Annotated in this window: 10 protein-coding genes; 3 read left to right on the plus strand and 7 right to left on the minus strand. The window is 43.9% G+C overall.

What is annotated here, in order from left to right; genetic code table 11:
• Positions 1 to 51: 51 nt before the first annotated feature.
• From H6G74_RS06065 to H6G74_RS06075, 3 genes are all read right to left on the minus strand, one after another.
• Positions 52 to 357 carry a small RNA NsiR4-regulated ssr1528 family protein gene (locus H6G74_RS06065; protein ID WP_190966822.1) on the minus strand — a complete coding sequence of 102 codons (306 nt, stop codon included), beginning with the start codon at positions 355 to 357 and terminating at the stop codon, positions 52 to 54.
• A 97-nt stretch (positions 358 to 454) separates the two neighbouring features.
• Positions 455 to 847, minus strand: coding sequence for a four helix bundle protein (locus H6G74_RS06070; protein WP_190966823.1), 393 nt, complete (start codon positions 845 to 847; stop codon positions 455 to 457).
• Positions 848 to 874: 27 nt separating this feature from the next.
• Positions 875 to 1051, minus strand: coding sequence for a hypothetical protein (locus tag H6G74_RS06075; protein ID WP_190966824.1), 177 nt, complete (start codon positions 1049 to 1051; stop codon positions 875 to 877).
• A 53-nt stretch (positions 1052 to 1104) separates the two neighbouring features.
• Between H6G74_RS06075 and H6G74_RS06080 the strand changes: the two genes are divergently transcribed.
• On the plus strand, positions 1105 to 1476 hold the full coding sequence (locus H6G74_RS06080; protein ID WP_190966825.1) for a hypothetical protein: 372 nt from the start codon (positions 1105 to 1107) through the stop codon (positions 1474 to 1476).
• A gap of 97 nt (positions 1477 to 1573) precedes the next feature.
• Here H6G74_RS06080 and ppc read toward each other — a convergent pair whose 3' ends face one another.
• Complete coding sequence (gene ppc, locus H6G74_RS06085; protein WP_190966826.1) at positions 1574 to 4627, minus strand: phosphoenolpyruvate carboxylase; 3054 nt, start codon at positions 4625 to 4627, stop codon at positions 1574 to 1576.
• Between the two features lie 100 nt (positions 4628 to 4727).
• Positions 4728 to 4967 (minus strand): hypothetical protein, encoded by a 240-nt coding sequence (locus tag H6G74_RS06090; protein WP_190966827.1) that lies wholly within the window; start codon positions 4965 to 4967, stop codon positions 4728 to 4730.
• Between the two features lie 217 nt (positions 4968 to 5184).
• Between H6G74_RS06090 and H6G74_RS06095 the strand changes: the two genes are divergently transcribed.
• Positions 5185 to 8208, plus strand: coding sequence for a DUF1574 family protein (locus H6G74_RS06095; protein ID WP_190966828.1), 3024 nt, complete (start codon positions 5185 to 5187; stop codon positions 8206 to 8208).
• A gap of 145 nt (positions 8209 to 8353) precedes the next feature.
• Positions 8354 to 9853, plus strand: a complete 1500-nt coding sequence (locus tag H6G74_RS06100; RefSeq protein ID WP_190966885.1) for an MBOAT family O-acyltransferase — start codon at positions 8354 to 8356, stop codon at positions 9851 to 9853.
• A gap of 250 nt (positions 9854 to 10103) precedes the next feature.
• Here the strand turns inward: H6G74_RS06100 and purF are convergent, their stop codons facing one another.
• Together purF and purL are read right to left on the minus strand one after the other, a co-directional pair.
• Positions 10104 to 11594: an amidophosphoribosyltransferase gene (gene purF / locus H6G74_RS06105; protein ID WP_190966829.1), complete on the minus strand. Its 1491-nt coding sequence runs from the start codon at positions 11592 to 11594 to the stop codon at positions 10104 to 10106.
• A gap of 391 nt (positions 11595 to 11985) precedes the next feature.
• Positions 11986 to 14334 carry a phosphoribosylformylglycinamidine synthase subunit PurL gene (gene purL / locus H6G74_RS06110; protein WP_190966830.1) on the minus strand — a complete coding sequence of 783 codons (2349 nt, stop codon included), beginning with the start codon at positions 14332 to 14334 and terminating at the stop codon, positions 11986 to 11988.
• Between the last annotated feature and the right edge of the window lie 117 nt (positions 14335 to 14451).

The following is a 14451-nucleotide window of genomic DNA, read 5'->3' on the forward strand; positions in this document are numbered from 1 at the left end:
TCCCTACACCCATTCTTGACAGACCAACTTTGTATGTAAATCCTGGATTAATTACTTACCGCCGTAGAAAAAGGCGATTTCTTTTTCTTTCAGGGGTGCAAAACCCGCGTCGATGAGTTTTTGGTCAAGTTCTGCTTGGGGGATATGTTTTGCACCGATTCTCACAATCCGCGATCGCATGGTATTAGAAACGCCACTACGCTGTCTATTTGCTTCTAAGGCCATGACTTGATGATAAAGGTCTAGCTTGGCACTAGGAATGGGACTTCCATCAAAATCTATCCCTTTAGCGATCGCTTGGTCAATGGCATCTGCACCCTTGGTTGTGGAATTTACTTGATTTGTTTCAGCAGTCATGGCTATTTGCTCTTTCTTTGCTCTGGGTAGATTTTACCAGGACTGATGCACAAAGGGGGAGTGTGGGGAGTGTGGGAGGTGTGGGGAGTGTGGGAATTTAGTCAAGTAACCAATCATCTGCATGGGTAATCATCTTGACTAACCCACTAAGGACTTGATTGTAAGGAGCGTAGAGTTCTCTTCCTTGTTCAACGGTAAGATATTGACATTTCACAGCAAACTTTAACCAAACTTGAGTTTCTGCTGCCTCTGCTTCACAATCATTGAGTTTAGAGACAAAAGCGGCTTTATATCGCCGTTTTCTCCAAGCCTCTGCCATATTTGCACAGACAGAGCGAAAGGAGCGACGAATTTGGTCAGTTAATGAATATTTTTCTTCAACTGGAAACTTTTTAGAATATTCAAAAATTTGCATTGCTGTCTCAAATGCTAATTGATAAATGGCTAAATCCTCATGATTTCTAAAATACTTTTTCCCTTTTTCTTCCATCTTCTTTAATTTCGACTGCTCCTTTCTTCATCTTCCCACACCCCCCACACTCCCCTCTCTCCCCACCCTCTCCACACCCCCCACACCCCCCACACCTCCCACACTCCCCACACCTCCCACACTCCCCACACCCCCCACACCCCCCACACCTCCCACACCCCCCACACTCACCAAACTGAGCAAGTCCTGATCGACCCTTGGCATTTTGGGAAATTTTGGATTAACCTCGAACCATTGGTATAGGAATAGGTGAGGCTATGTCTGAGGCTCACATCTCTCAAAACAACGATCGCACTCTCGAAAAAGCACTAACTAACAGGATTATTGACGACTATTTTGATAATTCTGAAAGTTGGCTGAGAGCGATTTTGCGTATGTGTATATTCTCTTTAGCTCACTTGAATAAAAAACCAGTATTTATTGTGGAATGCCCCAATCAAGCTGTAGCTAAACGTTTAAGTCGCAAAACTTACCCTTTTCGGGGATTAGTATACTATTTAACTGATAATTTGTACAGTGGCGATCGCACTTTGTTTTGTTATCAGGATACCAAGCACGGTACTTGGCATTGTTTTGATACTAGTACCAATTCCTGGAGAAATTTGAATAACTTGCGATCGCGCAATTGAAGTCTGAAGTCTTCTACCTTGTCTACCTTGTCCCCTTTCCCTAGTCAATGGTCACTAGAGAACGAATGACCATTGACAAAGGACTCCCCAAACCAAATCAGCCTGTATTTCGCATTCCCGCAGCAATACCATTAATGGTTAGCAGTGCGCCCCGGAGTAATTCGCCTTTGCTGTAACGGGAGTGAATCACACCAGAGGTAGCTGTAGTATTTTTGGCTTGGCGCAGGCGCTTGAGTAATGAAACCTGGATGAACCCTAGCGGTACAATTGTTCCGTTACGTAATTGTACTGAACGCTGCAATACCGGATCACCATCTAGCAGTCGAGTGTGACCAGTAATTTTCAGGACGAAATCTTTTGTGAGATAGTATTCACTAGCAATTTGTTCAAAGACTACCTCGAAGCGTTCTTTGTCTTCTGGGTTGGATAATTCCTGGACGTAGTGTCGCGCCATTTGGATATCGACTTTCGCCAGTGTCATTTCCGCTTTAGAAATCACCATTTTGAAGAACGGCCACTTCATATAAAAGTAGCGGAGTAATTTCAGGTGTTCTTCTGGTTCTTCATTCAAAAATTCTTGCAAAGCTGTTCCGACACCATACCAGGAAGGTAGTAAAACTCTGGTTTGTGTCCAGCTAAATACCCAAGGAATCGCCCGTAAACTGCTTAAATCTTTCTTTCCTGAAGGACGACGTGCGGGGCGAGAACTGATTTGCAGTTGGCTAATTTCTTCAATGGGGGTGACTTGGTTGAAAAAGTCGATGAAATCTGGTTGTTCGTAGATTAAAGCACGATAATGTTGCCGCGATCGCGCTGCTAGTTCTTCCATAATTTCGTTCCAAGGTTCGATATCATCAAACCCTGTCCGCAGCAAACTAGCTTGAATTACCGCAGTGGTGACGGTTTCTAAGTTATATAACGCCAAGTCCACCAATGAATATTTAGAAGCTAAGACTTCGCCTTGTTCGGTAATTTTAATTCGCCCGTTAATACTGTGGCCTGGCTGTGCTAAAATCGCCTCGTAAGCAGGGCCGCCACCTCTTCCCACAGAACCGCCGCGACCGTGGAAAATTCTTAAATCAACACCATATTCTTCGGCAATTTTCTGCAATGATTTTTGGGCTTTGTGAATTTCCCAGTTGCTACTTAAGAAGCCAGAGTCTTTATTACTGTCGGAATATCCCAACATGACCTCTTGTAGGTCGGGCGTAATTGTGGAATGGGGATTTGCTTCAGCGTCAGAAAGTCTTTGCTGAATATTTTCGTAGCCGCCAGCCAACAAAGCCCGATACGAGGGAAGTTCAAACAGCTGACGCATAATGCTGCGGGAACGCTGCAAGTCTTCTACAGTTTCAAATAACGGTACAACTTGAATTGTGCCAACGGCAATAGCTGGGTCAAATAATCTTGCTTCTTTGGCTAAAAGTAAAACTTCTAGTACGTCGCTGACTTGACGGCACATACTAATAATGTAAGTTTGGCAGATGTTGACACCAAACTCTTGTTGCAGCGATCGCAAAATTCGGAAGGTTTCAATGATATCGTTGGTTTTCTCGGAAAATGGCAATTCCGCCGGAATTAACGGACGACGAGTTTGCAATTCCGAAGTTAACCAAGCTACGCGCTGTTCTTCTGTGAGGTCGTTGTATGCTTGGGGTAAAACTTGCAGATACTCCAAAATTTCATTTAGCGCATCCGAATGGCGGGTTGATTCTTGGCGGATATCTAACTGTGTCAAGTTAAAGTCAAAGATTTCTACTTGACAAATCAAATTATCTAATTCTCGACAACTCAAGCCAGTTTCGCTCAAATTGCGTTGAATTAGCCGCAATTCTGCCAAGAAATCTGCTCCAGAACGATACATTGGTGCATCTTCGTTGCTGGGAGTTTCGCGCTTATATAATGCTAAATTGCGATCGCGGGTATTTTCTAACCGTCTCAGGACATAAGACAACTTCAACCGATAAGGTTCTTGGCGATAACGCAACGCCAGGGCATCATATATATCACTTAACTGGGACTGGTCTAATTCCAGCGATTCAAGTAAATCTGGTAAAACATCACTCCAGTGCATCGAGATGCTTAATAATTCAATTAGCTTTTTGACTGACTGAATATAACGTTCCAGCACCATTTTGCGCTGATAGCAAGCTGTCTTCCAGGTAATTTCCGGTGTAACTGAGGGGTTCCCATCTCTATCGGAACCTACCCAAGAACCAAAGGAACAAAAGTTTTTCCGGGGCGGTTCTAACCAATCAAAGGTTTTACCCAAAGCATACTTAAACCGTTTATGCAGTTGGGGAATACCATCAAATAAGACTTCTTGGAAGTAGTGCAGGGCGTAATCTACTTCATCTAAGACTGTGGGTTTAAACTGGTGGAGTTCATCGGTACGCCACCAGAGGCGAATTTCTTCTAGTAGCTTTTCGCGTAACTCCCCTGACTCCCAAGGATATGCACCAGCCCGATTTTCGATTGCGTCGATTTGTTGCAGTAGATTCACTACTTGTCTTTGTTTATCGCGGATGGTGTGACGCACAATTTCTGTGGGGTGGGCGGTGAACACCAAGCGCACATCTAACTGGGAAATTAAACGCTGAATTTGTTGGGGCGGGACATTCAAATCATACAAATAAGGAAACAGTGTTGCAAAAGTACCTTTTTGTTTATTTTGCATTTTGCCCACCCAGCTTTTAGCCAACAAGTCTGAACCTATACCTTTGTTGACAAAGGCATCATCTTCAGTATTGTTGGAGGAATAAGTACTCTCTGACATAGTGTCAGAACTAGTGGTAATTTGCTCATCTATTTCGGAGTAGCGGGTGAGTTGCTGCTTCTGCTCATATTCTTGCTCAATAATGTTAATTAGCTGAAAATAAAGCGCAAAAGCCCGTGCTGCCCGAATGGCTTCATTAATATTCAGTTGTTCAATCAATTTGACGGCGGAGGATGCTTGGTCGTTGGTGGCTTGTCCTTCCGGCGAACATAAATCTCGCAACTGTCGCAACAAATCTACCATTTTCTGGCCGCATTCTTGCCGCAAGACGTTCTCCCATAACTCTTCGACGATTTGGAGACGACGACGTAAAAATAATTCTGACGCAGGGTAATAATTCGCAGCGTGGGACACAGAGTATAAAAGCGAACTCATATTTGCTTCTCTTGTAAAGCCAATTACTGTTTACATTTTTGAACTTTGTGATTTACGCTCATTGTTTTCTATGAGCGGTTTATTTTTTAAAGTATAAGTTTTAGCTTTTATTGGTTAATTCATCGTGATTGGGAAAGGGAAGAATCGGCAAGCGATCGCCGCGAAACAATTCTTCACTAGCTTGCCCGATAGATTCTAGGGCTTTGAGCGTGAATTTTTCGCTGGTCAGCAGCAGTAGTATAGACGCTGTACCTATTTCGAGGATAAAAGATTGGGGAATGCTAAACAAAACCAGATTTAGGCCGGGGTTGGGTGAAGATTGGGAGGTGATAGGAGGCATTGCTAATTTTTGGTGGTTGGCAAACGAGGAAAATGAAACGCAAAACTCAAAATCTGTATGACTTGCAACGATATAAGACTATCTTGGCCTATTTTGCAAGCACAGAAGGTAACAAAAGTGTTAAAAAAAAACAGCAAAATGTGATAGACATTATGGTTCTAGTTTACAAGCGCAGGCAATACCCCCGAATACTCGCTTCCTGTAAAGTTAACTGCCCATGAAAAAAGTATTAGTAGATAGCCAGCAAATATTAGTGCAATGGGTAAGCCAAGCAACAGGGATTAACACTTTAGGGGTGAAAATCCGGTTGCGGGGAAATGACCTACACATTCTTTGTGAAGCGACAGAGTGTCCTCTACGCTGGCGCACTCTTGCTGATTTGCTTCACGCACTCCAGCAAACAAATTTAGATGTCTTAACCAATAACGAACAACCCTCAATATACCAAGTATTGGTTTATGGACGAAAAAAGGGCGAAAATCGACCCCAATGGTGTCATCGGGTACATCTAAATCAGTTAGACAAGCATTTAGAACAGGTAGAACAAGCCCTAAAAGATGCAGAAGCATCACAGCCGGGTGGGTCGCTAATTATATCAAATGAGAGTTTAGCCCGTCGCGGCGACCCCAATGCGATCGCTCATTATCTCAGTGAAACTCTCAGTTCTTTGGGTGTGGGAGTTCAAGTCAAGATTAAGCCACACCAACCCAAAGACAAAACCCAAGCCCCAACAAATCGTCTCTGGGTTTTTTGTCAATCTGTCTATAGTCCAGATTCTTCCTTATTAGCCGAAACAATTGCCCAAAAACTGCGCCTATTAAAGTTGACGGGCTATCAAGATGCAGTCATTACCGCCCAAGTTAGTGGTGAAACAAATAATGATTGGGTACTGCGGGTAGATTTAACGCCCCCAGAAGTAATGTTGAAAGAATGGGCGCGTTGGGGAGATATACAAGCGATCGCTCGGCTGTTAACAGAAGTATTATTAGAATTTAAAGTTACTGTCCAAGCATCTCTCAAAGAATCAACTTTACACCTTTTCTGCTCCCCGGCGTTTGATCCGCTAGAAGATGCACCCGCACCCGATAAAACTCAATGTTTGGATATCATCGTATCGCACCTAGAAGCGATCGCTCCTCAAGGCATTCTCGGCGCGACGATATACGGTCAAAAAACTGCCCAAAAGCAACCAGCTTGGATTGATTGGATTTCCTTACCTGCGTCCCAACATCCAGCCTTGGCGACTTCCGCTTTAGAATTAGCCATTAGCGGCGATGAACCAGCCACGCATTTCTTATTAGAACGCTTACTCAATACCGATTTAGAATGGCGCTTGAAAACAGGCGGGATACGTGTCCTTTTACTTCACAAAGGCGACTTGCTGCATATTATGTGTGATGCGCCTGTCTGTCCCAACCGCAAACAAGTCGCCAATAAAGTTACCCAGTTTGTCCGCCAGTTAAAATTACCTGGAATCACTGGGGTGAGGGTTTACGGTCGTCGCGCAGGCAATAAAGAACCAGTTTGGCATCATGGCGCAGATTTTGTCCAACGCCAACGTTTAGTACCCGAAGCCACCCCAGAATTTGCCGCAACTTCGGAATATGTCGGTGAACTGATAGTTAAAGACGGTCAAGAACCGATTTTTCGCCCTGATTTAACTTCCGAAGAAGTTCAAAATTTTGTTACAGAAGTCGCGCGAGATTGGGTTGTCAGCACCAGCACGACAATTAAAAATTTCCTTTTAGGTACACAAATATTTACCGAATCTGATCAGTCAAGCGCCGCCGACCCCGATTTACAAGGCGGACTGAAAGTGGCTTTGGTTTGGGGAACATTAGGATTATTGCTGACACTGCAAACCGATTGGATTAGCGGTCAAATGGTGGCGCGGACATTACCCCAGACACCACAGGTAAATAGTTTAGAGACTGCCAATGCCAAACCAAAACCCCCGGACAAACCCAAACATCAAGAAAAACTGGAATTATTGAATAATTCCTCTGGGCAGAAATTATCAGGATCGAAAAATTCCGCCTTCAACGCTTCTGGATTTACTGTGCATGAAGATGATCCAGAAGCGACAACTTTAACAGCCGCGCCATTAAAAGAAAAAGCCACAGCCTCGGCAATTTTATTAGCAGCGCGATCGCAAATGCCCAGTTTTAATGCGCGGCAATTAGACGAACAATTAGCTTTATACCGCCAACAATTAAATATTAAAGGCAGTCCCCCAGATATTTTAATTATTGGTTCTTCGCGGGCTTTGCGTGGCGTTGACCCGGCGGCATTATCCAAAGGTTTAGCTAAACAAGGATATCCAAATATTGAGGTGTTCAACTTTGGGGTAAATGGTGCAACAGCCCAAGTTGTCGATTTTATTATTCGTCAAGTCCTGGAGGTATCAGAATTACCCAAAGTGATTCTGTGGGCTGATGGTTCTCGCGCTTTTAACAGTGGTCGAGACGATATTACCTTTAATGCGATCGCTGCTTCCCCTGGTTATCAAAAAATCTTGGAAAAAGCCCAGAATACTGACGCTAATGAAGAAGCTGCTAACAATCCAGCAAAATCTCCAGACAAGCAAAAAAACACAAAAAAACCAGATGAAATTACTAGCTATCAAGCTATTAATAATGGGTTAAATCAAATTTTAGGGGCTTTTTCCAGTACCTATCAAAATCGTAACCAGCTTAAATCTCTGTTACATCAACAACTGGATAATTTGCCATTAATTAGCGATCGCAATTCCAAAGAAAATCAACCAACTGACTCGGCTAATGACAGTTCTGATGATGAAACCTCACTACAATCAGTTGATTTTGATGGTTTCTTACCTTTATCTGTGCGCTTCAATCCGGCTCGATACTATCAAAAACATCCCAGAGTTACAGGTAATTATGACAATGACTACAAATCATTTCATATAGAAGGTAATCAAGATGCAGCCTTTCAAGAAGTTTTGCAGTTTACGCAGGCGCAGCAAATCCCTCTCGTATTTATTAATATGCCTCTCACTGCCGAATATTTAGATCCAATTCGCAAAAAATACGAGCAAGAATTTCAACAATATATGATTCGGTTAGCAACAAATCCTAATTTTATTTATCGGGATTTTAGCCAACTTTGGCCCAGGAAAAATGACTATTTCTCTGACCCCAGCCATCTAAATCGCTTTGGTGCTTATGAAGTCTCGAAAAAATTAGCGATCGACCCGGTGATTCCTTGGCCTACAAAGTAAGTGCTGAGTGCTGTAAACTTCGACTTCTCCTGACGGAGACGCTGCGCGAACGCTCAGTGTACATGTTGAGTTAAAGATTCTCCCCCTGCCTTCTGCTTTATAACAAATGACCAATGACCAATGACAATTGACCAATGACCAAAATATGAACTTTATTTCAATTTCTTACGCCATATTTCTACTGAGTATATTAGGTATTTACTGGACTGTTGCCGAACAAAAATGGCGATTGTGGATTTTATTAATTGCCAGTATTGCCTTTTATGCTTCTTGGAGTATTCAATACATCCCACTGTTATTAGCACTGACCTTTATTAACTTTCGCTTAGGTAGAGAAATCGGCAAAAATACTTCGCCGGGAGACCATAGTCTTGATTGGCGTATATCTAATGAAGAATGGCAATATGCCAATGCTGATTGGAATAGTCGCCGTCTGAAATTGTTATCGCTCGGTGTAGTATTAAATGTTTTATTACTTCTAGGATTTAAATATATTTCGCCGATATTAAACTTAGTTTTTCCTATCCAATCAAATTCACCAGAGACATCTTTTAAAGTTATTGCACCGTTGGGAATTTCATTTTTTACCTTTGAGTGTATTGCTTATTTGATAGATGTTTATCGCGGCGCTCCGGCTACTGACCATTTTCTCAAATTTGCCACATATAAACTATTTTTTGCCAAACTAATTTCCGGGCCAATTACGCGCTATCACAACTTAGCAACTCAATTTAATGCACTGCAATTTCCCACAGCCGAGAGAGTCGCTGAAGCATTATGGTTAATTGCTAGAGGTGCAATCAAAAAAGGACTCTTGGCAGATAACTTGGGAATTTTTGTTGATTTATGTTTTGGAAATTTGCCCCGCGCAGGTAGTACTGATTTGTGGTTAGCGACTTTTGCCTATGGTTTGCAATTGTATTTAGATTTTAATGGCTATGTAGATATTGCCCGTGGTACAGCGTTGCTATTTGGTTTAGTTTTACCAGAAAATTTTGATTTTCCTTACTTTAGTACTAGCATTGCTGATTTTTGGCGACGCTGGCATATAACTTTAGGTGATTGGTTGCGTAACTATGTTTACTTTCCTTTGGGTGGTTCTCGTCGCGGTTTGATGCGTACCTGCTGGAATTTGTTCCTGGTGATGGTAATTGCAGGTATTTGGCACGGTTCCGCCTGGGGTTTCTTTGTGTGGGGTATTCTCCACGGTATTGCTTTAGCCGTACATCGAATCACAGATGATTGGAGCGATCGCAACGAAAAACTAGCCCAATTCTGGCAAAATCCTTTTGGTGTATTTATCGCTTGGCTATTGACACAGTTGATGGTTTTCACTTCTTGGATTTGGTTTCGTTTACCCAATCTCCAAGATTCTTCGTTAGTAATTCAGCACCTTTGGGGTCACACTGCTGACGCACAGTTCGCCCAAAAAGTATATGTAGAAGCTCTAACAATTAGCCCTTATCAACTTTCTTGGCTATTGGGAATTTTAGCGGTTTTGATGGGCTTGGTTTATGCTTTGAATGGCCGATTAAAACTAGAGTTAAACTGGCCCATCAAGCTGGTTTTCGTACCCTTGTGTTTTTATATTGTCTGGTTACTAGCCCCCGAAGGCGGTCTACCTTACATATATTTTGATTTTTAATTGATCAAGATTTACGCAAAAGTATGGAGCGACGAACCGCATAGACGCGCAAGATGCTACTCTTACGAGTTCTCCGAAGGAGTACCCGCAGGGTAGGAAGTGAAGGACAAGAAGTTATAAGAGTTTGAGAGAGTTCTGGTGTAAGTTCTAAATTCTTTGGGTACTCCATCCCAAAAAAGACTTCCATCTCCCTTGTCCCCCTTGTCCCCCTTGTCCCTAACTCATAGGAATTGCAGTCCCTTTTGAGAATTTAAACTACCACCTTCTCTAAAATCAACTTAGAACGCTTCACTTGTTCAGGAATAGCGACTGGGTAATCTCCTGTAAAGCAGGCAGAACAAAAACTATTGGTGTCTTCTCCTGTAGCTTTCAGCATTCCTTCCCAACTCAGGTAGGCGAGGGAATCTACTTCTAGTTGTTGGGCAATTTCGGCAACAGATTTGGTAGCCGCAATTAATTGATCCTGACTATCGGTATCAATCCCATAAAAGCAAGGATGAGTGACAGGCGGTGAAGAAATTCTCATGTGAACTTCAGCCGCACCCGCATCACGCAAGGCTTTGACTAATTTGCGGCTGGTTGTACCCCGCACAATTGAATCATCTACAATTACAACTCTTTTACCCGCCAAGACATCTTTGAGGGGGTTGAGTTTCATCCGAATACCAGACTCGCGCATGGTTTGAGTTGGTTGAATAAAGGTGCGCCCAACGTAGCGATTTTTAATCAAGCCCTCACCATAGGCAACGCCAGAAGCTTGAGAAAATCCAATCGCCGCCGGGATACCAGAATCAGGTACGCCAAACACAATATCGGCTTCGACATTCGATTCGGCAGCCAGTTGTCTTCCTAAGCGCATCCGATAGCTGTATAAAGTTTCATTGTGCATAACGCTATCAGGACGGGCAAAGTAAATCATTTCAAAGATGCACAATTTACGTTGCGGCTGCTGACTCCAGTGGAATGAAGCCAAACCTTCTTCGGTTATCCAAACTAATTCTCCCGGTTCAACATCGCGCAGGTATTCAGCGCCAATAATGTCTAAACCGCAAGTTTCGGAAGACAATACATAACGTACAGGATTTGTCCCAACAGTCCCAATTACTAAAGGACGAATACCGTTAGGATCGCGGGTTCCCATTACCCCGACTGGTGTGCCAATAACTAAACTAAAGGCTCCTTGGCAACGATGAAATGCTTGAATTGCCCCGTCTAACCAATCTGCACCAGCGTTGACTGCTTCGGCGATCGCAAAGGCAATCATTTCTGAGTCAGTTGTTGTGACTAAGTTAAAATTGCTCTTAACCAATTCATCACGTAATTGTGTCGTATTGACAAGATTCCCATTATGTGCAAGAGCAAGATTGCCTAAGCGAGTCTCAACCACAGCAGGCTGGGCGTTAACTTTGCGGCTAGAACCAGTGGTGGAATAGCGGGTGTGACCAACAGCAAGATTTCCGGGCAACTCTTCTAAAATAGATTCGTTGAATACTTGAGACACCAAGCCCATATCTTTGTGCAGATGGACTTTTGTACCCTCAAAGGTAGCAATTCCAGCAGATTCTTGACCCCTGTGCTGGAGGGCATACAATCCAAAGTAGGTTAGTTTGGCAACGTCTTCTCCTGGTGCGTAAATTCCAAAGACACCGCAAGCTTCTTCGGGCTTGTCAGGACGGTCATTATTTGAGTTGAAATGAGGTTCGGGGTATTCATCCGAAGTCACAGAATCAATGGGAATCATGCTGGCTTTGCTCCTGGTTGGGGTGTCAAGTCACTGGGGTGATGGCTTGAGGTGGCTATACCATTTGGGATTTTGGATTGTCAAACGGTGAGTATGTAACCTTTTGAGCAATCCGTCTCCGTATTCACTTTTTGAAAGTGTTATGGTCTATTCTTAACAAATCTTTAACCACTTATTAAAACAGTACCCTAAGAAGTCTGAAGTATGAAGTCTGAAGTGTGAAATTTTTGACTTCAGACAAGATAACTTGATGTGGAACTTATTTTTGAAACCCCTCTCCAAACCTCTCCCCGACGCGGAGAGAGGCTTTGAGTCTTACTCCCCTTCCTTCGTAGGGAAGGGGTTGGGGGTTAGGTTAAAAAGAAAGTTACACACGGCGTTAGATACTTTTTTAGGACTGAGTGTGTGCAGCTAGACGTTTAGCGATCGCATGATTGTAACGATCCTTCATATCTTCCATACTAACTGCGATTAAGGTTTGGTTATCGGTAGTTAAAACCGTCAAACCAGCACCATAATTACCAACCATGCCTAATTTTTGCCATTCTTGAGGAAGATGTTCTTGTAAGTATGATTCCCAGATTTCTTGGTGTTCTGATCCCACAGAAACAATAATTCTTGCGCCAGCTTCACCAAATAGCACTTCATCCAGACGCTGTAACTGATTTGGCGAAATGTCTAATTGTACTTCTGCGCCCAAATTGCCAGTAATCGAAGATTCTGCCAAAGCGATAACTAATCCGCCCTCAGCACAATCATGGGCTGAACGCACCCACCCAGAACGAATACCATCACGACAAACCTGCTGCACACGTCGTTCCAAGTCAAAATTTACCCTTGGTGGTCTGCCAGCTACAGTATTGTGGATGGTAGCCAGATATTCTGATGCGCCTAATTCCACTTTGGACTGTACAGTTAACCCCAGTAAATAAATCGCATCACTGCTTGCTTGCCAAGCTTGACCGCAAATTTTGGTGAAATCAGGAATTAAACCCACCATACCCACCACAGGAGTCGGATAAATTGGTTGGGGGTTGCCTTGAGAATCGACAGTTTCATTGTAAAGAGAGACATTTCCCCCTGTGACTGGTGTGGCTAGTTCTCGACAACCTTCTGCTAAACCGCGACAAGCTTCGGCTAATTGCCAATAACCAATGGGTTTTTCGGGACTGCCAAAATTCAGGTTATCGGTAACAGCTAATGGTTCTGCACCCACACAACTGAGGTTGCGGGCGGCTTCGGCAACTACAGCCTTAGCACCTTCATAGGGATCAAGGTAAACATAGCGGGGATTGCAATCTACCGTAGCAGCAACGGCAGATTTCAGATTTGGCGATGTGAGATTGGGGATGGCTTCTAATGGTCTTAAGCGCACTACAGCCGCATCTGCACCACCGGGAAGGAGGACAGTATTATTTTGTACTTGATGGTCGTACTGACGGTATACCCAATTTTTCGAGGCGATCGTGGGTGTATTGAGTAAAGTCAATAAGATATCATTCCAACTGTGGCTACCGATCCCCGCAGTTGTGCAAGCAGGTAAACTATCGGCTGTCCATGTCCAAGCTTGGCGGGCGTATTCTGGCGGTTCCGCTAACAACTCACGTTCGTAAAGTGGCGTATTTTCTGCCAAAGCATCAGCCGGAATTTCCGCCGCAATTTTCCCCCGGAATAAAATCCTGACGATGGGTTCTGCAATTACTGTGCCAGCGACAACCGCGTGAAGCCCCCACCGATGGAAAATATCAATTAACTCCTGTTCCCGGCCTTTGTGGGCAACAAACAACATTCGTTCTTGCGATTCCGACAGTAAATATTCATAGGGAACCATCTCAGTTTCCCGCACCGGAATCTTATTTAAATCTAATTCAATGCCGACACCACCTTTGGCTGCCATTTCTGAGGTAGAACAGGTAATCCCGGCTGCACCCATATCTTGGGCGGCGACCACTGCGCCAGTTTTAAATGCTTCTAGACAAGCTTCAATTAACGACTTTTCTAAAAACGGATCGCCGACTTGCACCGCCGGACGGTCATCCATCGACGCATCAGTTAATTCGGCACTGGCGAAACTTGCGCCACCCATCCCATCGCGTCCGGTGGTGGAACCCACATACAATACAGGATTACCGATACCCGATGCCCCAGATTTGACAATTTCCGGCGTTTCCATCAATCCCAAAGCCATGACGTTAACTAAGGGATTTCCGGCATAAGCAGGGTCAAAGTATACTTCGCCACCAACTGTGGCTACGCCAACACAGTTGCCATAATGGCTGATACCTGAAACTACCCCAGTAAATAGCCTTTGGGTTTTCGGGTCATCTAGAGAACCAAAACGCAATGAGTTTAACAAAGCAATGGGACGCGCACCCATTGTAAAAATATCTCTGAGGATACCACCGACACCCGTGGCGGCTCCTTGAAAGGGTTCAACGGCGGAAGGGTGGTTATGAGATTCAATTTTAAAAGCGAGGCGGAGTCCTTCACCTAAGTCAACCACACCCGCATTTTCACCAGGGCCTACGAGAATGCGGGGGCCTGTAGTGGGAAACTGTTTGAGTAAGGGTCGGGAATTTTTGTAGCAGCAATGTTCTGACCACATCACCCCAAACATTCCCAGTTCTGCTTTGTTAGGATGGCGGCCTAAACGTCGCACAATTTCTGCATATTCTTCGGGCTTAATACCTTCGGCGGCAATTTCTTGGGGAGAAAACGGATCTTTGGGGGTGGTGGTCATGGGAATAATGCACCAAGGGGACAGAAGACTATTTTATAGTTAATGGTCAATATAAAAATCCGGTTTGATTTCTGAATCTAGTTGTATGGGCAGGGAGTAGGGAATGGGGAGTGGTGA

The organism is Nostoc spongiaeforme FACHB-130 (assembly GCF_014698475.1).
In the GTDB taxonomy this organism is placed as follows: domain Bacteria; phylum Cyanobacteriota; class Cyanobacteriia; order Cyanobacteriales; family Nostocaceae; genus Nostoc_B; species Nostoc_B spongiaeforme.

Bases quoted from the DNA above. Each gene is read 5' to 3' on its own strand.
- H6G74_RS06065 (WP_190966822.1), bottom strand. From the start codon at position 357: ATGACTGCTGAAACAAATCAAGTAAATTCCACAACCAAGGGTGCAGAT.
- H6G74_RS06070 (WP_190966823.1), bottom strand. From the start codon at position 847: ATGGAAGAAAAAGGGAAAAAGTATTTTAGAAATCATGAGGATTTAGCC.
- H6G74_RS06075 (WP_190966824.1), bottom strand. From the start codon at position 1,051: ATGCCAAGGGTCGATCAGGACTTGCTCAGTTTGGTGAGTGTGGGGGGT.
- H6G74_RS06080 (WP_190966825.1), top strand. From the start codon at position 1,105: ATGTCTGAGGCTCACATCTCTCAAAACAACGATCGCACTCTCGAAAAA.
- ppc (WP_190966826.1), bottom strand. From the start codon at position 4,627: ATGAGTTCGCTTTTATACTCTGTGTCCCACGCTGCGAATTATTACCCT.
- H6G74_RS06090 (WP_190966827.1), bottom strand. From the start codon at position 4,967: ATGCCTCCTATCACCTCCCAATCTTCACCCAACCCCGGCCTAAATCTG.
- H6G74_RS06095 (WP_190966828.1), top strand. From the start codon at position 5,185: ATGAAAAAAGTATTAGTAGATAGCCAGCAAATATTAGTGCAATGGGTA.
- H6G74_RS06100 (WP_190966885.1), top strand. From the start codon at position 8,354: ATGAACTTTATTTCAATTTCTTACGCCATATTTCTACTGAGTATATTA.
- purF (WP_190966829.1), bottom strand. From the start codon at position 11,594: ATGATTCCCATTGATTCTGTGACTTCGGATGAATACCCCGAACCTCAT.
- purL (WP_190966830.1), bottom strand. From the start codon at position 14,334: ATGACCACCACCCCCAAAGATCCGTTTTCTCCCCAAGAAATTGCCGCC.